The sequence below is a fragment of the Comamonas testosteroni genome (assembly GCF_000761245.1).
GTDB classification, from domain to species: Bacteria; Pseudomonadota; Gammaproteobacteria; order Burkholderiales; family Burkholderiaceae_C; genus Comamonas; species Comamonas testosteroni_C.
This window is the reverse complement of the sequence record NZ_AWOR01000046.1, coordinates 87,317-108,363: the sequence shown is the minus strand read 5'-3', so window position 1 is coordinate 108,363 and position 21,047 is coordinate 87,317. Positions and strand designations below refer to the sequence as shown.

15 protein-coding genes, 3 tRNA genes and 1 pseudogene are annotated in these 21,047 nt (G+C 61.6%); 7 read left to right on the top strand and 12 right to left on the bottom strand.

Annotated elements, in window-relative coordinates:
• Positions 1–35: 35 nt before the first annotated feature.
• Positions 36–2,573 carry an arginine/lysine/ornithine decarboxylase gene (locus P353_RS11830; protein WP_034369415.1) on the bottom strand — a complete coding sequence of 846 codons (2,538 nt, stop codon included), beginning with the start codon at positions 2,571–2,573 and terminating at the stop codon, positions 36–38.
• Positions 2,574–2,712: 139 nt separating this feature from the next.
• Between P353_RS11830 and P353_RS11825 the strand changes: the two genes are divergently transcribed.
• From P353_RS11825 to P353_RS11805, 5 genes are all read left to right on the top strand, one after another.
• Positions 2,713–3,138 carry an NfeD family protein gene (locus P353_RS11825; protein ID WP_034369413.1) on the top strand — a complete coding sequence of 142 codons (426 nt, stop codon included), beginning with the start codon at positions 2,713–2,715 and terminating at the stop codon, positions 3,136–3,138.
• Between the two features lie 90 nt (positions 3,139–3,228).
• Positions 3,229–4,149 carry an SPFH domain-containing protein gene (locus P353_RS11820; protein ID WP_034369411.1) on the top strand — a complete coding sequence of 307 codons (921 nt, stop codon included), beginning with the start codon at positions 3,229–3,231 and terminating at the stop codon, positions 4,147–4,149.
• Positions 4,150–4,241: 92 nt separating this feature from the next.
• Positions 4,242–4,332: transfer RNA gene (locus P353_RS11815), tRNA-Ser, on the top strand.
• Between the two features lie 68 nt (positions 4,333–4,400).
• Positions 4,401–4,491, top strand: a tRNA-Ser gene (locus tag P353_RS11810).
• A 68-nt stretch (positions 4,492–4,559) separates the two neighbouring features.
• Positions 4,560–4,650: transfer RNA gene (locus P353_RS11805), tRNA-Ser, on the top strand.
• Here the strand turns inward: P353_RS11805 and P353_RS28075 are convergent.
• The 7 genes from P353_RS28075 to P353_RS11775 all read right to left on the bottom strand — a co-directional run bounded on the left by P353_RS28075 (position 4,610) and on the right by P353_RS11775 (position 15,036).
• Complete coding sequence (locus P353_RS28075; RefSeq protein ID WP_080750519.1) at positions 4,610–4,885, bottom strand: hypothetical protein; 276 nt, start codon at positions 4,883–4,885, stop codon at positions 4,610–4,612. The genes P353_RS11805 and P353_RS28075 overlap by 41 nt on opposite strands.
• A gap of 63 nt (positions 4,886–4,948) precedes the next feature.
• Positions 4,949–7,357: a TonB-dependent siderophore receptor gene (locus tag P353_RS11800; RefSeq protein ID WP_232776433.1), complete on the bottom strand. Its 2,409-nt coding sequence runs from the start codon at positions 7,355–7,357 to the stop codon at positions 4,949–4,951.
• A gap of 189 nt (positions 7,358–7,546) precedes the next feature.
• Complete coding sequence (locus tag P353_RS11795) at positions 7,547–8,545, bottom strand: FecR domain-containing protein (RefSeq protein WP_052084836.1); 999 nt, start codon at positions 8,543–8,545, stop codon at positions 7,547–7,549.
• Positions 8,546–8,547: 2 nt separating this feature from the next.
• Positions 8,548–9,030 carry a sigma-70 family RNA polymerase sigma factor gene (locus P353_RS11790; protein WP_034369408.1) on the bottom strand — a complete coding sequence of 161 codons (483 nt, stop codon included), beginning with the start codon at positions 9,028–9,030 and terminating at the stop codon, positions 8,548–8,550.
• A gap of 204 nt (positions 9,031–9,234) precedes the next feature.
• Positions 9,235–10,650: an efflux transporter outer membrane subunit gene (locus P353_RS11785; RefSeq protein WP_034369405.1), complete on the bottom strand. Its 1,416-nt coding sequence runs from the start codon at positions 10,648–10,650 to the stop codon at positions 9,235–9,237.
• Positions 10,647–13,793 carry an efflux RND transporter permease subunit gene (locus P353_RS11780; RefSeq protein ID WP_034369402.1) on the bottom strand — a complete coding sequence of 1,049 codons (3,147 nt, stop codon included), beginning with the start codon at positions 13,791–13,793 and terminating at the stop codon, positions 10,647–10,649. Before P353_RS11780 ends, P353_RS11785 begins: the two co-directional genes overlap by 4 nt.
• 64 nt (positions 13,794–13,857) lie before the next feature.
• Entirely contained in the window at positions 13,858–15,036 is a 1,179-nt protein-coding gene (locus P353_RS11775; RefSeq protein WP_034369399.1) for an efflux RND transporter periplasmic adaptor subunit, read from the bottom strand.
• Positions 15,037–15,229: 193 nt separating this feature from the next.
• Between P353_RS11775 and P353_RS11770 the strand changes: the two genes are divergently transcribed.
• Complete coding sequence (locus P353_RS11770) at positions 15,230–15,793, top strand: TetR/AcrR family transcriptional regulator (protein WP_034369397.1); 564 nt, start codon at positions 15,230–15,232, stop codon at positions 15,791–15,793.
• 129 nt (positions 15,794–15,922) lie between these two features.
• On the top strand, positions 15,923–16,315 hold the full coding sequence (locus P353_RS11765; RefSeq protein WP_034369394.1) for a VOC family protein: 393 nt from the start codon (positions 15,923–15,925) through the stop codon (positions 16,313–16,315).
• A 59-nt stretch (positions 16,316–16,374) separates the two neighbouring features.
• Here the strand turns inward: P353_RS11765 and P353_RS11760 are convergent, their stop codons facing one another.
• The 4 genes and pseudogenes from P353_RS11760 to P353_RS11745 form a co-directional block, all read right to left on the bottom strand.
• Positions 16,375–17,631, bottom strand: coding sequence for a tetratricopeptide repeat protein (locus tag P353_RS11760; RefSeq protein WP_232776431.1), 1,257 nt, complete (start codon positions 17,629–17,631; stop codon positions 16,375–16,377).
• A 419-nt stretch (positions 17,632–18,050) separates the two neighbouring features.
• Complete coding sequence (locus P353_RS11755) at positions 18,051–18,443, bottom strand: VOC family protein (protein WP_034369388.1); 393 nt, start codon at positions 18,441–18,443, stop codon at positions 18,051–18,053.
• Between the two features lie 153 nt (positions 18,444–18,596).
• Positions 18,597–19,361, bottom strand: coding sequence for an SDR family oxidoreductase (locus tag P353_RS11750; protein ID WP_034369384.1), 765 nt, complete (start codon positions 19,359–19,361; stop codon positions 18,597–18,599).
• A gap of 139 nt (positions 19,362–19,500) precedes the next feature.
• Positions 19,501–20,882: pseudogene (locus P353_RS11745) on the bottom strand (DUF1329 domain-containing protein).
• Positions 20,883–21,047: the final 165 nt, after the last annotated feature.

The window sequence follows — 21,047 nt, the reverse complement described above, 5'->3', positions numbered from 1 at the left end:
GGCCGGGATCGCCCCGACCTTGCAAAAGCCAAGGCTTATGCAGCCTTCCTTGCCGTTTTGGCTGCAGCCTTCACTGCAGGCTTTGCGGTGGACTTGGCCGCTGCCTTTGTTGCCGGCTTTGCTGCCGCCTTTTTGGCAGGCGTCTTGGCAACTGTCGTGGCTCCGGGCGCCGCAGCCGTCTTCTTGGCAACCGTCTTCTTGGCAACCGTCTTCTTGGCAGCGGGCTTCTTCACCGCAGCAGTCTTCTTCACAGCCGCAGCCTTGACGCTTTGCTCGGCCACGCAGTCCGCGTAGTAGCGGATTTCGCCGTTTTCGTCTTCCAGCTCCACCAGACCGTGGATATCGGTCTCGAAGCCCGGGCACTCCTTGGCGAATTCGCGCGCGAACACCAGGTAGTCCACGATCTTCTTGTTGAAGACTTCACCGGGAATCAGCAGCGGAATTCCGGGTGGGTAAGGCGTGACCAGACCCACTGTGGTGCGGCCGACCAGATGGTCGATTTCCACACGCTCGGTCTTGCGCTGCGCGATATGCGCATAGGCATCCGAGGGCTTCATCGCAGGCTTGAGATCCGACAGATACATCTCGGTCGTCAGGCGTGCAATATCGTACTTGGCATACAGCTCGTGCACGTGCTGGCACAGGTCCTTGAGGCCCATGCGCTCGTAGCGGCGGTGCTGCTGGCAGAACTCGGGCAGGATGCGCGCCAGCGGCTGGTTGCGGTCGTAGTCGTCCTTGAACTGCTGCAGCGCCGTCAGCATGGTGTTCCAGCGGCCCTTGGTGATGCCGATGGTGAACATGATGAAGAAGGAATACAGACCCGTCTTCTCGACCACCACGCCATGCTCGGCCAGGTACTTGGTGACGATGGAGGCGGGAATGCCGGTGTCGGCAAAGTCTCCGTCCAGGTCCAGGCCGGGCGTGACGATGGTGGACTTGATGGGGTCCAGCATGTTGAAGCCGTCGGCCAGATCGCCAAAGCCGTGCCAGTTGTCGAACTCCTTGCCGTTCTTCTTGGAGCGGGTCTTGGTCGATGCGTCCGTGCCGCGGATGATCCAGTCATGGGCCGTGCCCACGCCTTCCTCGGCCAGCGCTTCAGGTCCCCAGACCTCGAACCACCAGTCGTCGTCGCCGAACTCGTCTTCCACCTTGCGCATGGCACGGCGGAAGTCCAGCGCCTCGACGATGGACTCTTCGACCAGAGCAGTGCCGCCGGGCGGCTCCATCATGGCGGCCGCCACGTCGCAGCTGGCAATGATGCTGTACTGGGGGCTGGTCGAGGTGTGCATCAGGTACGCCTCGTTGAACAGCGGGTGATCCAGCTTCTCGGTCTGGCTGTCCTGCACCAGCACATGCGAGGCCTGGCTGATACCGGCGAGCAGCTTGTGGATGGACTGGGTGGCATAGACCACCGAGTGCATCGGACGCTTGCGCTTCTTGCCCATGGCGTGATAGCTGCCGTAGAAGGGGTGGAAGGCAGCGTGGGGCAGCCAGGCTTCATCGAAGTGCAGATTGGCCACATAGCCGTCCAGCATGCCCTTGATGGTCTCGGTGTTGTAGAGCACGCCGTCGTAGGTGGACTGCGTCAGCGTCAGCACGCGGGGCTTGACGGCCTTGGCGTCCACGCCCTTGAGCAGCGGGTTGGCGGCAATCTTGGCCTGGATCGACTCCACGCTGAACTCGCTTTGCGGAATCGGGCCGATGATGCCGAAGTGGTTGCGCGTGGGCTTGAGGAACACCGGAATCGCGCCGGTCATGATGATGGAGTGCAGGATGGACTTGTGGCAGTTGCGGTCCACCACCACCACATCGCCGGGTGCCACGGTGTGGTGCCAGACGATCTTGTTGGAGGTCGATGTGCCATTGGTCACAAAGTAGCAGTGATCGGCATTGAAGATGCGCGCGGCATTGCGCTCGGACTCGCCGATGGCACCGTTGTGGTCCAGCAGTTGGCCCAGCTCCTCCACGGCATTGCAGACGTCGGCGCGCAGCATGTTCTCACCGTAGAACTGGTGATACATCTGGCCCACGGGGCTCTTGAGAAAGGCCACGCCGCCCGAGTGACCAGGGCAGTGCCAGCTGTAGGAGCCGTCTTCGGCGTAGTCCAGCAGCGCCTTGAAGAAAGGAGGCTGCACGCTCTCCAGATAGCTCTTGGCTTCGCGGATGATGTGCTTGGCCACGAACTCGGGTGTATCCTCGAACATGTGAATGAAGCCATGCAGCTCACGCAGGATGTCGTTGGGCAGGTGACGGCTGGTCTTGGTCTCGCCGTAGATGTAGATGGGCACCTCTTCATTCTTGCGGCGCACTTCACCGATGAAGTCGCGCAGGCTGTGAATGATGGGGTCCTTGTCGCCGCCGAGCTGGAATTCCTCGTCGTCGATCGACAAAATAAAGGCGCTGGCCCGGCTTTGCTGCTGGGCGAACTGCGACAGATCGCCATAGCTGGTCACGCCCAGGACTTCAAAGCCCTCTTCTTCAATGGCTTGAGCCAGGGCGCGGATGCCCAGTCCCGAGGTGTTCTCGGAACGATAGTCCTCGTCGATGATGACGATGGGAAAGCGAAACTTCATGAACAGCCTCCGTACCAATCAGGCCTAAAAAACGAAACAGCCGCGAAGTGTAAGGAATATCCTTATTGCGGCTTTGAAACAGGCTGTTTTTAACCCAGAATGTGGTGCACTAAATACAGCCTCTAACAGGAGTTCAGATATGGATCTCTCCACCGCATGGTGGTTGCTTGTCGGTTTGCTGGTCATTGCGGAGCTGTTGACCGGCACTTTCTATCTCCTCATGCTGGCTCTGGGTGCCATTGTCGGCGCACTGTGCGCTCATTTCGGCATGGGCACCAGCAGCCAGATCGTCGCCGCGGCGCTGCTGGGCTCGGGCGCCGTCCTTGTCTGCTATCTGCTGCGCAAGCGCAGCCCGCGCAGACAGCCCGCCTCCAGCAATCGCGATGTCAACATGGATGTGGGCGAAACCGTGGTCGTGGAGCAGTGGAATTCCGACGGCACGGCCCAGGTCCGCTATCGCGGCGCCACCTGGACCGTCATGGGGCGCCAGGGCGCCCTGCCCATTCCCGGCACGCACCGCGTGGCCGAAGTCATCGGCAACCGCCTGCTGGTTGACAAGATCTGATCACCGGCCAACCCCGGCATGGTTATGCTGGACGCTGGAACGCCTCGCACTCTTTCTTCACACCAACGCCCCACAAGGGCTGGAGACAATATGGATTACGCAGTCCCTCTCGCCATCGCCATCATTGCCGTCATCTTCATCGTCCGCTCGATCAAGGTGGTCCCCCAGCAGCATGCATGGGTCAAGGAGCGTCTGGGCAAATATGCAGGCACGCTCACACCCGGCCTGAATTTTCTGATCCCCTTTGTCGACCGCATCGCCTACAAGCACAGCCTCAAGGAAATTCCCCTGGACGTGCCCAGCCAGGTCTGCATCACGCGCGACAACACGCAGCTGACCGTGGACGGCATTCTCTACTTCCAGGTCACCGACCCCATGCGCGCCAGCTATGGCTCGTCCAACTACATCATGGCCGTGACCCAGCTCGCCCAGACCTCGCTGCGCAGCGTGATCGGCAAGCTGGAGTTGGACAAGACCTTTGAAGAGCGCGACATGATCAACGCCCAGGTCGTCAATGCCATCGACGAGGCCGCACTGAACTGGGGCGTGAAGGTGCTGCGCTACGAAATCAAGGACCTGACACCGCCCGCTGAAATTCTGCGCTCCATGCAGGCCCAGATCACGGCCGAACGTGAAAAGCGTGCCCTGATCGCCGCTTCCGAAGGCCGCCGCCAGGAGCAGATCAATATCGCCACCGGCGAGCGCGAGGCCTTCATCGCCCGCTCCGAAGGCGAAAAGCAGGCTGCCATCAACAAGGCCCAGGGTGAGGCTACCGCCATCACCACCGTGGCCGAAGCCACCGGACAGGCGCTGGAGCGCGTGGCCACGGCCATCCGCCAGCCCGGCGGCGAGCAGGCAGTGCAGCTCAAGGTGGCTGAAAGTGCCGTGGAGGCCTATAGCAAGGTGGCTGCGGACTCCAACACCACCTTGGTCATTCCAGCGAACATGACCGAGGTCTCCGGCCTGATTGCCTCCGCCATGAAGATGATCCAGGTGGGCAAGAGCGCCTGAGCCTGTGTGCCTGAGGTGGCGTGCAGAAAAGAACTTTCTGCACTTTCATTTTGAGGTCGAAATTTCTGGTTAGAATAGCGGCTTCATCACACGGAGCGGTGGATGAGTGGTTTAAGTCGCACGCCTGGAAAGCGTGTGTGGGTTAATAGCCCACCGCGGGTTCGAATCCCGCCTGCTCCGCCAGATTTAAAAATCAAGTCGACCACACTTGGTTTTTTACTTCAGACATGAAGTATTTTTGGGATCGCTGTGGAGCGGTGGATGAGTGGTTTAAGTCGCACGCCTGGAAAGCGTGTGTGGGTTAATAGCCCACCGCGGGTTCGAATCCCGCCTGCTCCGCCAGATTTAAAAATCAAGTCGACCACACTTGGTTTTTTACTTCAGACATGAAGTATTTTTGGGATCGCTGTGGAGCGGTGGATGAGTGGTTTAAGTCGCACGCCTGGAAAGCGTGTGTGGGTTAATAGCCCACCGCGGGTTCGAATCCCGCCTGCTCCGCCAAATGACAAAAGGCCTTGAAGCAATTCAAGGCCTTTTTTCTTTTTACCGCATTCGAGCGTGAATGCGATTTGAATTCATTGCGCAGCAATAGCATCTTGCATATTTTGCGCGGCACCGGCCAATGCCACGGGCCTGAACTGTCCAAGTCGAAGCCGGCCATTTCCGGGCCGGCTTGAAAACCGCAGCGCGTGCTGCCTGCCAGCAATGCCCCGAGAGCCGGCTCTCGCGCCTGCATTGCCAGGCTTTCAGGGGCCAGGACATCTGCAGCCCGGCCCGGGGCTCGCCTTGAACCAGGCGCTCAGAACCTGCCGCGCAGCGTCAGCATCACATTGCGCGGCTCACCATAGTAGTTGGAGCCATAGGCCGCCCAGACCCGCTGGTAGTACACCTTGTCAAAGACATTGTTGACGGTCAGCGTCGCATCCAGATGCTTGTTGAAGCGGTAGCCGATCTGCAGCGCAGCCGTGGTCACCGGCCCCTGCGAGAACTTCACATCGCCATTGAGGCGGTACATGCGGCTGGTGCTGCGCAGACCGCCGCCCAGGCTGAAGCCTTCCAGGGCACCCGGGCCGAACTGATAGCGCGTCCACAGGTTGAAGCTGTGGCGCGGAGCGATGAAGGTATAGAGCTGGGCCTTCTCGTCCGGCGTTCCTTCCAGGGTTTTGGTCTGCGTGTATGCATACCCGACAGCCAGATTCCAGCCCGCAGCGATACGGCCATTGATTTCGGCCTCCACCCCCTGACTTCGCATCTTGCCTGCGGCAACCGAAAACAGCGGGTTTGCCGGGTCGGTCATCGCACGATTGCTGTCCTCCATGCGGAAAATCGCCGCGCGGGCATTGAGCTGCTTGTTCAGCCACTCCCCCTTCAAACCTGCTTCGTACTGCTGACCCACGCGTGGACGCAATGTCATGCCGTCGACATCGCTGGCGGTCTGCGGCGCAAAAATGCGGGTATAGCTGGCATAGGCGGACAGCTGTTCGCTCAGATCGAACACCACACCCGCATAAGGAGTGAACTTGCCGCTGATGCGCGTATGGGTTTCGGAGAACTGGTTGAAATAGGCGTTGCGATTGACGGCATGGTTGTCCCACCAGGTCATGCGTCCACCCATGCTGAGCAGCACGCCGCCGGCCGGGCGCAGATTGACCCGCCCATACAGCCCGTACTGCTCCGTACGATTGTCGTTGCCATTGGAGAAACTGTAGTTCGTCGGCTTGGGAACGTTGTTGTCAGGATCGAAGATGTTGATCGGAGCACCATCGCCGCCCCCGTACTTGAAGCTCTTGTGCACCTTGCGATAGTCTGCTCCCAGCGTCAGCTCGTTGTTGGATGAACCCAGAGCGGTAAACGGCGTGCTGATGAAACCGTCCAGGCCATGCGTCTTCCAGTGGCTGCGGTAAGCCCAGCTGATGAGGCAGCTGTCGCCGCTGGCGGGGTCCGCTGCACAGTCCGACCAGCCGAACAGCCGCGAGGGCTCGTCCTGCTCACGGTAGCTGGCGTTGAGCTTGATCTGCCCGCCGTTGTCCAGGCGATGCTGCAGCTCTGCGAAGTACTCGGTATTGCGTTCGGTGATGTGGTTCCAGATGGGATCCAGATAGCTGGAGCGCGGAATGTCCAGCAGGCGTCCATCCGGATAGGCCGGCAGCCCGAATGCGGGGCGTCCCTTGTATTGCTGATGGCTGGCTCCGGCAGTGAGCGTGCTCGATGGCGTGAGATCGGCCTCCAGCACTCCATAGATCAGCGGCTTCCTGGAATACACATGATCCACAAAAGAGCCCTGGTCCTGGTAGGCCGTGACAAGACGCCCGCGTATGCGCCCATCACTGCTCAGAGGCCCCGTCATGTCCGCCTCGGCGTAATAGCGGCTCCACGAACCGGCCGACAGCTGGGTGCTGAACTCCTTGTGCGCCTTGGGGCGCTTGCGCACCAGGTTGATGGAGCCGCCAGGATCGCCGGCTCCCTGGAACAGTCCTGCAGGGCCGCGCAGGACTTCGATACGGTCGTACATCGCCATGCCGAATCCGCTGGATAGATCATTGCCCGTACTGGCCGGGTTGTTGATACCGTCCACCTGCACGGTATCCACCGCGTAGCCGCGCAGATAGAAATTGCCATGATTGCCTCCGGTGCTGCCGGGCTCCACGGTGACGCCGGGCACGGTGCGCATGGCGTCATCGAGACTCTGGATATTCTGGTCCTCGAGCATCTGACGCGTCACGACGGAAACCGACTGCGCAATCTCGCGCAGGCTCTGCGCGCTCTTGCCGATGGTGACCAGCTGCGCCGCATAGGAGCCCGTACCCTCCGAGAAGGTCGACACCTCGGCTGGTGCGGTCACCAGCACTTCCGCCAGGCTGGGGGCCGTGCCGACCGCCACAGGGGACGGAGTGCTTTGGCGCAGGATGAAAACGCCGGGCTGGGTCTGGACGGCCTCAAGCCCTGTGCCGCGCAAAAGCTGCGCAAAACCCTCAGCGACCGCGAATCTGCCATGCAGACCTGGAGTTTGAATCTCCCCGGAAAGTGCGGAGTCCGCAGACAGCGTGACACCTGACTCTCCCGCAAAACGCGCCAGAACCTGACTCAATGGCCCGCGAGGCAGGCTGTACTCTCGCCGCTCCGGCTCGCTTGGAAAGCTCTGGCCAGACTGGGCCCGAACGCCGCCGGCAGCGGCCATGCCCAGCAGCAGTATCAGCCCGGCTTGCACGGCGCTCTGTTTGAATCCCTGTCCGCCGGCGGACAGGATGGACGGTGAAAGTAGCGAAGTCTGCCTGCAAAAATGCTGCGCCATGACCATGGAGTAACCCTTCTGAAAAACGCCGATAAATGTGTTGTCTTTCTTGTATGACCGGCGTCCCGCCAAAAGGGGACATGGAAGCGGAATGAATCGAATGCCTCAGCGCGGCACGATGCTCACCCAGTAGCGCGAGCGCTGCAAAACCCTGATGGGCAAGGAGGCCGCCAGCGCCGCCAGCGCCTGATCCGTATCACGCAGCTGAAAGGCTCCGCTCACCGACAGGGCCGCCACTGCGGGATCGCACCGCACAATGCCCGGACGGTAGCGCGAGAGTTCGGCAGCAAAGACGCCCAGCGCCGTCTTTTCCGCATAGAGCACCCCTGCCGTCCAGCCATCGGCGGCAAGATCGGCGGCTTCGGGCGCGTCCACATGCTCTGCACTCATATGTGCCTGCTGCCCCGCATCGATGCGCACCGCCGCGCCGCCGTTGGCGGGGATCAGCTCCACCGCCCCCTGCTGAACCGCGACGAGGGAGCTGCGATCCGTCAGCGCAGAAGGTGGAGCGATACGCACGGTGAAGCGCGTTCCCAGCGCGCGCGCCGTTCCTTGCGCCGTCTGGACCAGAAACGGCCGCTGCGCGACATCGGCAGCAGTCTGCACCCAGATGGCGCCCGCGCGCAGGATCAGGCGGCGCTCCGACGATGTGAACACCATGTCGACGGCACTGCCGGTGTCCAGTTGCATTCTGCTGCCGTCGACCAGCGTCGACTCACGGCGCTCGCCCGTGTGGGTACGCATATCCGCCGACCATTCCTGCCAGGGCGCAAGACGCCAGGCACCATAGCTGAGCGGCCCTGCCACGATCGCGGTCGCCAGCAGCCGCGTGAGGGCCCGCCGCTGCGACCGGTTCGCTTCGCGCAAGGCCGCCGCGCTCAGCACACCCAGCGACTTGCCGGCCCGGCTTGCATGCAACTGGCCGAGAACCCGTTCGGCGCGCTGCCAGGCGATTTCATGGCGCGGGTCAGAGTTGCGCCATTGCATGAGTTCTGCCTGCAGCGTCGCATCGCCTTCATCGGCGTGCAGCCGCACCAGCCACTGTGCTGCCTGTCGCTCTGCACTCGGATCGATAGCCAGGGTCGAGCACGGTGAAGCAGACATGCTCAGACCACCAGCAAGATGCACTGCTCGAAGGCCTGTGCCATATAGCGCTTGACGGTGCGCACCGTGACATCCAGGCGCTGCGCCACCTGCGCATAAGTCAGGCCATCGAGTTGAGACAGCAAGAACGCCTCACGCACCTTGGGGGGCAGGCCGTTGAGCATGGCATCGATCTGATGCAATGCCTCCAGCACCAGCAACTGCTGCTCGGGCGAAGGCGCCAGGGGCTCGGGCAGCTGGGCCATTGCGTCCAGCCAGGCCTGCTCCAGCGACAGCCGCTGCACATGATTGATGAGCAAATTGCGCGCCACCGTGGTCAGATAGGCTCGCGGCTCGCGCAACACCAGCGCGCGCTGCTCGGCCTGGGCCGCAAGCACTCTCACAAAAGTATCTTGCGCCAGATCCGCGGCGTGATCCGCACCGCCTAGCTTGCGCCTCAGCCAGCCCAGAAGCCAGGGGTGATGCTCTCCATAGATCGCGGCCATGTCGGTCAAGGAGTGGGATGGGTATGACAAGATACAACAGCTTACTTGTTTTGATAATGAGAATTATTATCGATCAACAAGCAAACTGAAATAGCTGTGGTTTTTCCGGGGCGACCTGCCCGGCAGCCATCTCCGGCTCACGGGGTGGACTCCAGCCCACCGAGGCTCAGGGGCAGCACCCGATGCGCCGCCCCCGGAGCGCACTCAGCCTTGTGCCCCCTGCTGCGCCTGCCAGCCTCCACCCAAGGCCTTGAACAGCGTGGCCAGGGCCATCTGCCGCTGCATGCTGACCTCGATCAGGGCCATCTGCTGCGCAAAGTCCGTGCGCTGCGCATCCAGATAGCGCAGATGACTGTCCAGCCCGGCGCGATAGCGCAGCTCGGCGAGCTTGAGCGTATTCGCGCTGGTCTGCGCCAGCCGCTGGCGGGCCAGCTCCTCGCGCCTCAGGGTCTCGACGGAGGCCAGCGCATCACTGACTTCACGAAACGCCGTCTGGATGCTGCGCTCGTAGCTGGCTACCGCCATGTCCTTGCGCAGCTGCGCGATTTCCAGATTGGCGCGGTTGCGGCCTCCATCAAAAATCGGCAGGCTCAGCTGCGGCATGAAGGCCCAGGAGCGCTGGCCGCCGGCAAACAGATCGGAGAGCTCGGCACTGGCCGAGCCATAGGAGCCCGTGAGCGAGATACGCGGAAAGAACGCGGCCCGCGCAGCGCCGATGCTTGCATTGCGCGAGCGCAGCTGGTATTCGGCAGCACGGATATCGGGGCGCAGCACCAGCAGATCGGATGGCAGACCGGCGCCGATCTCCTGCACCACGGGTGTGGCACTCAGTTCCGCTGCCGCCTGGAGCGAGCCGTCGCCCACCAGCCAGTCCAGGGCGTTTGCCGCCTGGCGCAGCTCGCGCGCCAGGCGCTCGACTTCGGCGCGCGCCAGTTCGAGCTGGCCTTGAGCCTCCTGCTCGTCCAGGCGACTGGACGTGCCGGTCTTGCGGCGCTCGCTCATCAGCTGCCACTCCTTCTCGCGTGCCTGCAAGGTGCGCAGCGCCAGAGCCTGGCGTTGCCGCGCGCCGTCCTGCGCCAGCGAGGCCTGGATCACTTCGGTGACCAGACTGATCTGCACGCTGCGCGCGGCCTCCTCGGTGGCCAGGTATTCCATCAGCGCGGCCTCGGACAGTGAACGCACGCGGCCGAAGAGATCGAGCTCGAAAGCCATCAACCCGACGCCTGCCTGAATGTTGCTCTGCACCGTGGCCGCTCCCGTGCCGCTCAGGTCGGCAGGCAGGCGCTGGCGGTTGCCGCTGGCCTGCGCCTCCAGACCGGGCAGCTGGTCCGCACGCTGCACCCGATAGGCCGCGCGAGCAGTCTGTACATTGAGCAGTGTCTGACGCAGATCGCGGTTGTTGGCCAGCGCCGTTTCGATGCGCGAGCGCAGGCGCTCGTCGATCACGAAATCCTTCCAGTGCAAGCTCTGCGCCGATGCAGGCGTGGCCGGCGAGGCCGCGCTCCAGCTGCCGGGGACGGGCGCAGCCGGCCTGTCATAGGTTGGTGCAAAAGAGCAGCCGGCCAGTGCCGCGGTGATCAGCGTCAGCGCCGCCCTGCGCATGGGTTCATGCCGGTTCATGCGGCTTCTCCTTCGGAGTCTGGTTTCTTTTCCTGAGGCACTGCACGGCGCTTGCGCCGCAGCGAGAGCACGAAGACAAAGAAGATGGGCACGAACAGCACGCCCAGCAAGGTGGCGCTGAGCATGCCGCCGATCACGCCGACGCCGATGGCGGCCTGGCTGGAGGCACCTGCGCCGGTGGCCAGCGCCAGCGGCACTACCCCGAGGATGAAGGCCAGCGAAGTCATCACGATGGGACGGAAGCGCAAACGGGCTGCCTGCAATGCTGCCTCCGTCAGCGAATGGCCGCGCTCGTGCAGGTCCTTGGCGAACTCCACAATCAGGATGGCGTTCTTGGCCGCCAGGCCGATGATGGTGATCAGACCGACCTTGAAGTACACGTCGTTCGAGAGACCCAGCGCCGAAGTGGCCAGCACCGAGCCCAGCGCGCCTATGGGCACGATCAGCATCACGGCTGCAGGAATGCTCCAGCTTTCGTACAGGGCCACAAGCAGCAGGAACACCACCACGATGGCCAGTGCGAACAGCTTGGGGGCCTGTGCGCCAGCGGCCTTTTCCTGATAGGACAGCGCCGTCCACTCGTAACCTATGCCGCGCGGCATCTCGCCCAGTATGCGTTCGAGCTCGGCCATGGCCTCACCCGTGGTGTGGCCGGGCTTGGCGTCGCCCGCAATTCGGAAGGCCGGATAACCGTTGTAGCGCGAGATCTGCACCGGCCCCTGCTCCCACTCCACGCTGGCAAACGAGGCCAGCGGCACCTGCTCGCCCTGGGCATTGGGTACATACAGGCGCAGCAGGGCCTCGGGCGTCATGCGCGCGGCCGTGTCGGCCTGCACCACCACACGCTGCAGGCGCCCCGCATTTGGAAACTCGTTGATCACGGCCGAGCCATAGGCCGTGGACAGCACGGCACTGATGCTGGCGAAGCCCACACCCTGAGCCTGGGCCTTGCGCCGGTCTATGTCCAGGCGCAGCTGCGGCGCATCTTCGAGGTTTTCCATCATCGCGTAGGCGATCACCGGCGAGGCATTGGCCTTCTTGAGCAGCTCGTCGCGCGCGGCAACCAGGGCCTCGCGACCCAGATTGGCGCGATCCTGAAGACGCAGCGCAAAGCCGCCGGAATTGCCCAGGCCATCGATGGGTGGCGGGTCCACCGCCATGGCCGCACCATCGGACAAGCTGCCGAAGCGCTGATTGAAGGCCTGGACCTCGTCCCACGACGCCTGGCCCTTGCCGCGCAAGGACCAGTCCTTGAGCGTGACGAAGGCCATGGCCGCGTTCTGCCCCATGCCCGAAAAGCTGTAGCCCATGAGGAACTCGGCCTGGGCCGTGGCTGGTCGGCTTTGCACATAGGCTTCCATGTCGCGCACCACAGCCTCGGTGCGTGCTTCGGTTGCGCCAGGCGGCAACTGCACGCTGACGATGTAGTAGCCCATGTCTTCATAAGGCACAAAGGACTCGGGCATGCGCGTATAGGCAAAGCCCAGCCCGCCCACGATGGCTACATAGATCAGCATATAGCGGCCCGTGCGCTTGACCAGACGCTGGTTGAGCAGCGAAAAGCGCTCGGTCAGCTTGGCAAAGTGGCGGTTGAACCAGCCGAAGAGGCCTTTCTTCTCCTCGTGGTGATCCTCGGCAACAGGCTTGAGCAGCGTGGCGCACAGCGCCGGCGTGAATGTCAGCGCCAGCAGGCCCGAGAACAAGATGGAGACGGCCAGCGACAGCGAGAACTGACGGTAGATCACGCCCACCGAGCCGCTCATGAAGGCCAGAGGCAGGAACACGGCCACCAGCACCAGCGTGATGCCGACGATAGCCCCCGATACCTGCTGCATGGCCTTCACCGTGGCGGCCAGCGGCGAGAGGCCCTCCTCGGCCATGAGACGCTCCACGTTCTCCACCACCACGATGGCATCGTCGACCAGAATGCCGATGGCAAGCACCATGCCGAACATGGTCATCATGTTGACCGAGAAGCCCAGCGCATACATCACCGCCAGAGTGCCGGCCAGACACACCGGGACCACGATGGTGGGAATCAGCGTATAGCGCAGGTTCTGCAAAAACAGCCACATCACCAGGAACACCAGCACCACGGCCTCGACCAGGGTCTGGATCACCTTGCCGATGGCGACTTCGACAAAGCGCGAGGTGTCATAGGGCACGGCGTACTGAATATCGTCGGGGAAGTTCTGCGACAGCTCGGCTAGCCTCGCCTTGACCGCCTTGGCGGTCTGCATAGCATTGGCACCAGGTGCCAGTTGCACGGCGGCCGCCACTCCTTTGTGGCCGTCCTCGCGCGAGGCGAAGCTGTAATCGAGCTGGCCGACTTCGAGACGCGCCACATCGGCCAGGTGCACGGCCGAGCCATCGGCCCTGGCCTGCAACACGATCTGGCCGAACTCCTCGGGCGAACTCAGCGTTCCCTTGACGGCAATCGTGGCGCTGAGCTCCTGCTCGGACGATCCGGGCTGGCTGCCGAAGCTGCCTGCCGGCACCTGGGCATTTTGCGCAGCAATGGCCGCATTCACGTCCGCCACCGACAGGCCGTAGCCCAGCAGTTTCTGCGGATCGACCCAGACCCGCATGGCGACATCGGCGCCGAAGTACTGCACCTTGCCCACCCCGGGCACGCGGCGGATCTCGTTATTGATGTTGCGCACCGCATAGTCGGAGAGGCGGACCTCGTTCTTGCCGCTGTCGTCGCCCTTGTAGGTCAGCGAATAGATCAGCAGGAAATTGGCGCTGGCCTGCTCTACCTGCAAACCCATCTGCATCACCGATGCGGGCAGTCTGGCCTCGGCCTTTTTGATGCGGTTTTGCACCTCGACCTGAGCCAGTGCGGGATCGGTACCAGGCGCGAAGGTGGCCGTGATTTCGGCCAGGCCCGTGGCACCGCTGGAGGAGTCGAAGTACAGCAGACCCTTCGTGCCATTGAGCTCCTCCTCGATGACGCTGGTCACCGACTCCATGACCGTGGTGGCCGATGCCCCCGGATAGGTTGCAGAGATGGAGATCTGCGGCGGAGCCACGTTGGGAAACTGCGCCACTGGCAAAGCCGGGATCGCCAGCAGGCCGGCAAGCAGGATGAAGATCGCGACCACCCAGGCCAGCTTGGGGCGATCAATAAAAAACCGGGACATTATCTATCCTTGAATAAGGCTTGTCTTTTTGGCATTCAGCGCTTGCAGGACCAGCGCATACTGCTCATTTTTTTACAGTGGCTTCCGCGTCTTTGACGATGTCGGCGGCATTTGCAGCGGCAGCTCTGATCTGCACCTTGGTGCCGGGCACGGCTGCCGCCAGGCCTCCGACCAACACCCTGACGTCTTCCTTCAGGCCCTCGGTGATATGCCAGTCGGAGCCGTACATGGCGCCGGTGCTCACCTTCTGGGACTGCACAATGTTGTGCTCGTCGAGCACCAGCACATGGGCCATTCCATCGCTGCCGCGCTGCACCGCACGCTGAGGCACGAGAATGGCCGCGGGATCCTCACCCAGCCCCAGGGTCACACGCACATACATGCCGGGCAACAGCAAACCATCCTTGTTGGGGAATTCACCACGCAGCGCAAGCTGGCCGGTGCCGCGATCCACCGTCACATCCGAGAACAGCATGCGTCCCTGGCGTTCCTGATCCAGGCCGTCAGCCACCAGCGTCACCGCAGTGCTGCGCGGCGACTGGCCCTGCAACTGCTGGGCACGCCAGCGCGTGGCCAGCGCTGCGGGCTGGCGAAAATCGGCGTAGACGGGGTCCAGTTGCTGGATCACCGCCATCGCTGTCGCCTCCCCCTGGCCGACCAGGGCGCCTTCCGTCACCAGGGCACGGCCGATGCGGCCGGCGATCGGGGCTTTCACCGTCGCATAGTCCAGGTTCAGGCGTGCCGCCTCCACTTCGGCCTGAGCCGATTGACGCGTGGCCATGGCACTGTGCAGCGTGGCCTTGGCGCTGTCGAAATCCTGGCGGCTCACGGCTTCCTGCGCCACCAGCGGTTCATAACGGCGCATCACGGACTGCGCTTCAGACAGCGCAGCCTCGGCTCGCGCCAGCTCGCCCCGGGTCCGCGACAGCGCAGCGCGCAGCGGCGCAGGGTCGATGCTGAACAGCACCTCACCGGCCTTCACATCGGCGCCCTCCTTGAAATGGCGGCTCAGCACAATACCCGGCACACGCGCACGCACCTCGGCCACGCGTACAGGCTCGATGCGCCCGGGCAGTTCAGCGCTGAGGCTCAGCGCCCTGGGCTTGACGGTCACCACATCCACCAGTGGCAATTCCTGAGGCGGGCTGCCCGCCTCCGACTTGATGCAACCGCTCAACATCATTGCTGCCGCCAATGCGGCCAGGGCCGGCCAGGCACGCACATTCTGGCTTTTCTTCTTCATGGCTTTTGAGTCTTGTCAAATCTTGAAAGAAGTGCATGATGCATGAAAATATTTTTTGAATCAAATTTGATTCATTAAGACCTATATTGATTCATGGCATTTTGATACCAAGTAAAGTTGCCATCCCAAGCTTTTAAGCTCGCTGCTTGAATCAAAATAGGTTCATCCGTATCCGCCCCAACCGGAGCCACGAATGACAACAGCCCCTCACGACAACACAGCAATCCTCCCCCCCCTGGCCCTGGCCCTGGTCAACCACCCACGCGCCACGCTTCAGGAACTGGCCAAGGCCATAGGCATCAGCAAGGCCACGCTCTATCGCTTCTGCCCCACGCGCGATCTGCTGATCAAGCGCTTGCTGGAGCAGAGCCTGCGCACGCTGGACGATGCACTGGACGAAGCCCGTATCGAGGAAGGCCCGGTGCTCGAAGCACTTAAGCGCCTCAATGCCAAGCATCTTGAACATCGCGAATTCACGCTGTTCCTGACCTATTACTGGAACGAAGTCGAAAAGCCCGTGGAGGAAAATGCGATCTGGGAACCCAAGGTCGACGCTTTTTTCCTGCGCGGCCAACAGGAAGGCGTGTTCCGCATCGATTTCAGTGCCGCAACGCTGACCGAGTTATGGCTGGGAACCGTGATCGCACTCATCGATGGAGAGCGCCGCGGTCGCATCCCTCGCGCCCCGCTGGCACAGCTTGCAGAGCAGGCATTTTTGCAGGGAGTCATGCGCCAGGACGAGACGGCGGCAGTCTGACAGAATCGACCCGGACTGCAGCCTTAACGGCGATGCCGACCTCCAGCTGCACCATGGTCATGCCGCTCCCCTGCAACGCGAGCCCGCGTGCCTTCACACTCGTTTTCACAACCAGACAGTAGCCTTGTCATGATCAGTCACCTCGACCACCTGGTTCTCACCACGGCCAATGAAGCGCAATGCATACGCTTTTACACCGAAGTCCTCGGCATGCGGCTGGAATCCTTCATCGGCGGCACTCCGCCCGTGGAGCGCAAGGCCTTTGTGTTCGGCCGGCAGAAGATCAATCTGCATGTGAAGGGGAAAGAGTTCGAACCCAAGGCTCATACGCCGGTACCCGGAGCTCTGGATCTGTGCTTTCTGGCCTCCGTGCCGCTGAACGAGGTCATCGCCCGTCTGCAGCAGCTGTCGATTCCCATCGCCGAAGGCCCCGTGATGCGCACTGGAGCCACATCCCGAATCCGCTCCATCTATTTGCGTGACCCCGACCTGAACCTCATCGAGATCTCGGAGCCGGCCTAGCCGACTTCGCCCTCGCCCGGGCCAGCCGGGGACCGCGAAAACGGTCCCCGCTTGTCAGGTCAGAGCTGTGCCAAAGCCTTTTTTGCCGATGCATGGCCTTGTGCGGCAGCACGCTGCAACCATTCACGCGCCAGCTTGGCGTTCTTCTTCACACCCAGACCGTCCCGATACAAAGTGCCCAGCGCATACTGGGCGGGGGCATCCTGCTGCTCGGCGGCCATACGGTACCACTTCAGCGCCTGCGACAGGCTTTTGCCCACACCCTCGCCGTTTTCATACAAGGTGCCCAGGTTGTACTGGGCCTTGGCATAGCCTTGATTGGCTGCCATGGTGAACCACTTGGCGGCCTCGGTGTAGTTGGGCTGCGCAAAGCCCTTGCCCAGATATTGAAAGACGCCGACGTTGTACTGGGCCAGAACATTGCCCTTGAGAGCAGAGTTCAGGTTCTCCATGTATTCCATGGACTGCGCAAACTCCGCGGACTTGGGCGATGAAGCCGAGAGCTGCTCCAGCCGCTGCGCCGCCGCAGCATGCTGGTACTTCAGCGCCTGGGTGTAATAGGCAATCGCCTCTTTTTCGTTGCGATACTCGCCCTCTCCCTGTTCGAACAGGCGGCCCAACTCATAGTAAGCCTCACCCGAGCCGCGGATGGCAGCAGCGTGCAGCAGCAGCACGGCCCGCTTGTAGTCGGGGTCCACACCCTGGCCTTCGAAGCAAATCTTTCCCAGCAGCAACTGGGCCTTCTGCACGCCTTTGTCCGCCAGCGGGGTAAGCCATTTCGCGGCTTCGGCACGATTCTTCTCCACACCTTCGCCAAGGTAATACATCTCGGCCACCGTGAACTGCGCAAGCACATCGGCTTGCTGGGCCGCCTTCAGATACCAGCGAAACGAGGCCTGCAAATCCTGGGCAAGCAGCTCGCCTTTGCGGTAGACGAAGCCCAGGCTATTTTGTGCCGCTGCAGAGCCCTGCTGCGCGGCGCGCTCCAGCCATGCGACACCTGTTGCGGCATCCTTTTCAACCGCTTCGCCTTTTAGATAAATAGTTCCAAGCAGGTTCTGGGCATCGAGATTTCCAGCGTTTGCAGCCTGATGAATGTGTGCCAGGCCTACCTCAGGATCCTTTTTCACACCCTCGGCACCCAGTACATAGACCAGACCCAGCAGATACTGGGACGGCGCATGATTGTGCTCAGCGGCCAGACGCAGCCAGCGCAAGGCATCGTCGGCATTCTTTTCCACGCCCTGGCCGTAAAGATAGGCCTTTCCCAACTCGTACTGTGCCGCGACATCGCCTGTCTTTGCGGCATTGACCATTTCGCTGGGCTGAGCCTGCGCACAGCCCAAAACTGACAGCCAAGCCGACAGAACCAAAGCACCAGACCATCGCGCAAGCATTGCTTCCCCTATTCACATAAAAAAGTGAGTATATAGAAGCAATCCCCTGTCCATAAAGCGCTGACAGCTATCAAAACCATACTGACCCGACTCAACACGGAAATGACTGCCGATGGGGCTAGCCCTGCACTGTCGTCACAGAGCCGCTATGTGCCCGCGAGGTTTTTCTTGTCTCGGGACAGCATTGCTGCTCAAGGCTCTCTCAGGCCATGCAGCAAAGAGATTTGCCCGGTCAAACTCTGCCAGCGCGCAGTTTGCGCTGCATGGTCGCGATACTGCAAACAGTGCGGAAAACCAGGCCTGGACCCTGCGTCTCCGCGGCCAAGCATCTCTACGGCTCAGCCAGCAATGGGCGTACAAAGCTCTACCACGCAGCCATCGGGGCAACGCAGATAAGACACCATCTGACCCCAGGGCTTGGCTGTCGGTGCGGCCATCTCGGCAGCGCCGGCGCTCAGTGCATTTCGATGGGCCTGCTCGACATCCTCCGTGACCAGCGCGATTTCGAAACCCAATGGCTTGGCGGAGCTATGCGCTTCGACATGGCCTCCAGGAAAATTCAGCGCGCCCAGTTCATGGGCGGCAAATGCCAGCGTGGTCTGCCCAGTCTCGAGCTCGCCGTAGGTTCCGGATTCATGCAGAAAACGCCGCTGCAGCCCGAATGCCCGGCTAAAGAAATCCAGAGATGCCGAGACATCGGGGACGTAGACGATTGTGTAACCCAACTTCATGAAAACACCTTCTCAAAGCTCGAGCGAATTTGAACGTTGAACGTTGAACGCATGCCTGTTTGTCGTTCAGAGCCTTCATCCTACCCTGCAGAACGACAAGGCCTTGAAATGATTCAAGACCCTGGTGGCTGCTTGCCGGCATCAGGCCGTCATCTACAGCCCCATGCCCAGAATCGAGTTATCGGCATGCAGCTCACTGCCACTCATGACACTGGACTCGTCGCTGGCCAGGAACATCACCAGCTGCGCGATACGCTCGGGCATATAGGCGCGCCCGGCGCGGTTGAGCTTGGGGTCATGCAGGATCATTTCCTTGCTCACGTCCTTTGGCAGCGAAGCCTGCATCATGGGCGTATAGATGCCATCGGGATGAATGGAATTGACGCGAATCGCATAGCCTTGCTTGCGACAGTTCAGTGCAGCGGCGCGGGTCAGTGCCGACACTGCGGCCTTGCTGGCGCTATAGCCGGCGTATTGCTCTATGGGCAGCCAGCTCGATATCGAGGCCATATTGATGATGGAGCCTCCTGTCTCCTTCATCGCCGCAATGCCCTGCTGGCAACCAATGAAGACTGACTCGGTGTTGATCTTGAGCAGGCGGCTGAAATCCTCCAGACGCCCTGTCTCCATATCACCAGGCAGCAGGATGCCGGCATTGTTGACCAGCACATTGAGCGTGCCCAGACGCTGCTGCACCGCCGCCATCACAAGCGTCCAGTCCGCCTCGCTGCTCACGTCATGGCGGACAAACATGGAGCGTTCGCCCAATTCAGCCGCCAGCTGCTGCCCCACCGCTTCATTGATATCGCTGAATGCGACCTTGGCGCCTTCTCCAAGAAGCAGCTTCACCACCTCCAGACCCACACCACTGGCGCCACCAGTGACCAACGCCACCTTGCCCTGCAAACGATTTGTCATCTACGTCTCCTCTTTTTTTCAAAGCCCTGAGAAGGGCATTGCTGCTGCCACATAAGGACGCGCAAGCGCCTCCTAGCTTGAATGGCAAAAGTCCACAGCCGCACAAGTTACGCCGCAGGCCGTTTGCCGGATTCATCTTTTAGTTGCCTGCATTACGTGCCGCTTCGGGCGTAAACATGGCTGCAGTCATATTGCCCTTGTTCAAGACAGGGCCCTGAGGGCGCTCCTGGAACAGGTTGTAGGCCACATAGCCGCCAGAGTTCAGATCGTGATAAAGCTGGTGCCCGCATGCCAGATCCGGGCGTCGAAGGCGTAGTAATGATTGACCACCGACTGAAGCCACAGCTGGCCGCGGGCATCGTAGTAATCGCTCATCAGAGCCTGACCGGTATCTTCATCGAGGAACAGCACGCGCCTGCCGAACATGTGGCGATAGCCGTCCTTAAGCGAAGCCTCCAGCACCCAGACACGGCGCAGCTCATAGCGCATGTAGTCGGGGTTTTCATGACCGGGTTTGAGCAGGTCGGCATACTTCACGTTGCTGCCGTGAATCCTGAAGGCATTGGCCGGCACATAGACCTCCCTCTTGCCCAGCGCCTTCCAGTTGTAGCGCTCGGGCGAGCCATTGAACAGGCGATCGGAGTCAATCGTCAGCTTGCCACCGGTACCCGACAGAGGCTGGTCGAAACCGTACTCGGGAATCTGGCGCACACGACGTGTGCCGGGGTCATAGCTCCAGCCCAGGCGCTTTTCCTTGCCAAATTCAACCGGCTCGGACACCACGCTGACGCTGCCTTTCTCGCGTTCGGGCAACTTGACCGCATTCATGCCCTGGGACATGGGACTGCTCAGTGGCTGACCTGCGTTGGCCGGGTCGTTGATCTGACTGAAGGCGCGATTGTCGGCACGGCCCCAGACGATGCTGCCATCGACCAACACATTGGCGTTGTCACGCAGCGTGTGTTCGGTGAAAGCACGCGAAGGCAGCAGATTGTTGAAGGCCAGTTCCAGTCCATTTCTGGGGAACGGGAAGGGCAGCGCACCCTTGACCGCCCCCGTTGTGCCCTGACCGTCAGCGTTCATTACGGCATCCTGGGCGTTCTTTCTGGCCGCCGCGCAGACGGCATCCGGGAAGCGAAAGTCACGGTGGCCCTGATAGACCGGGATACGATAGGTCTTGGGGTATTTGGCAAACATGGCCTTCTGACCCTCGCTCAGGCGCTCTCCATACTGCGCCAGATTCTCAGCCGTGATGGTGAGCAACGGCTTTTCACTGGCATAGGGGTCCACCGGGTGCTGGCCAGCGTGCGGGTTGTATTGAATGCCGGGCGGCGTACCCAGCCATTTCCCTGTGAACTCGGGCACACCACTGGCTGTACCCGCTTTTTCTCCCCCCGTGCAGGTCAACGACTTGCCCAGCCTGGCCAGTTCATCGGGCGTCGCCTTGGCCCAGGCCGCCCCCACAAACAATACACCTGCAGCCAAGACCGCCAGCAAACGGGACCCCTCTCCTAACTTCATGCCTAGTCTCCTCGGATGCATCCGCCATGCATCTACCTTGCATTGAACTTCTCTTATCGTTCTTCTTCCTTGTCGACCCGCAATTGCGAAGCAACGAAATCATTGTTCGACCATTGGCAATCGCAAGCATCGTCAATTAGGACTAGCACAGGCAGGCGCCAGCAA